The following is a 1,079-nucleotide window of genomic DNA, read 5'->3' on the forward strand; positions in this document are numbered from 1 at the left end:
GCGGCGGCCGGAGAAGTACAGGAAGCCTTCGTCGTCCAGCCAGCCGTAGTCGCCGGTGCGCAGTTCCGGGAACAGGCCCTCGGCGCGCGGGAAACGCTCGGCGTTGAGTTCCGGGCGCCGCCAGTACCCGGCCATGACGTGCGGGCCGCGGACGACGATCTGCCCGATCTCACCGGCCGGCAGCCGCCGTCCCTCGTCGTCGATCACCTCGATCCGGGTGCCGGGCAGCGGATAGCCGCAGGATCCGGGGTGCTCCAGATCGCCGTCCGGCGGCATGATCGCCGCCCGTTTGCACTCGGTGAGGCCGTACNNCGCCGGTGTTGGTGAGCAGCCGCAGGTTCCGCAGGGCGCCCGGGCTGCGGCGGACCAGCCAGGCCAGCCGGTCCGCGATCGAGGGCACGCCGGGCAGCACGGTGGCCCGGGTCTTCTCCAGGTGGCTCAGCAGCGGCGGACCGGCCTCGGCCGCCGTGCCCAGGTGGAGCCGGGCCCCGCTCAGGGCGGCGAGGTACAGCTGGTAGAGGCCGTAGTCGAAGGAGAGCGGCAGCGGGCAGTAGATGACGTCGTCGGCCCGGTAGTTCAGGCAGGCGTGGATCGCCGACGCCGCGAACAGCACCTGCTGATGCGTGCTCACCACGGCCTTGGGCAGCGCGGTCGTCCCCGAGGTGTAGATGAGGCAGACCGGGTCGACGGCCGGCGTTCCCGGGTTCGCGGGGGCGGGCGGGGCCGGATGCCGGCTGTCCAGGGCGTCCTGGAGGAGGTCCGCCAGGAGGCGGAAGGCGACTCCGTGCGCCGCGGCGGTCCGGCCCGCGTCGGTGTCGTCGGAGACGAGCAGCACGGGTTCGCAGTCGCGCAGGACGTGCTCCAGCGGGCCGCCGCGCACCTCCTCGTGCAGGACGCTGAAGACGGCGCCGAGCCGGGAGACGGCGAACACCAGCACGGCCGTGCCCAGTCCGTCGGCGGCGCTCACCACGACGCGGTCACCGGCGCGCACCCCCTCCTCGTGCAGCCGGCCGGCCAGGCGGACGCTCGCCCGGGCCAGTTCCTGGTAGGTGAGGGAGGCGCCGGTGGTGCTCACGGCG

The 1,079-nt window shown here is 74.1% G+C and carries 2 protein-coding genes; both read right to left on the reverse strand.

Annotated features, from left to right (window positions below; translation table 11 throughout):
* Positions 1-276, reverse strand: a 276-nt coding sequence (locus CCN44_RS47710) for an AMP-binding protein (RefSeq protein ID WP_331478633.1), incomplete at its 3' end; no start/stop codon positions are given.
* On the reverse strand, positions 170-1,075 hold the full coding sequence (locus tag CCN44_RS42375) for an AMP-binding protein (RefSeq protein WP_462509676.1): 906 nt from the start codon (positions 1,073-1,075) through the stop codon (positions 170-172). The genes CCN44_RS42375 and CCN44_RS47710, both read right to left, overlap by 107 nt.
* Between the last annotated feature and the right edge of the window lie 4 nt (positions 1,076-1,079).

It is taken from the genome of Streptomyces tricolor, from assembly GCF_002155905.1.
GTDB lineage: Bacteria > Actinomycetota > Actinomycetes > Streptomycetales > Streptomycetaceae > Streptomyces > Streptomyces tricolor.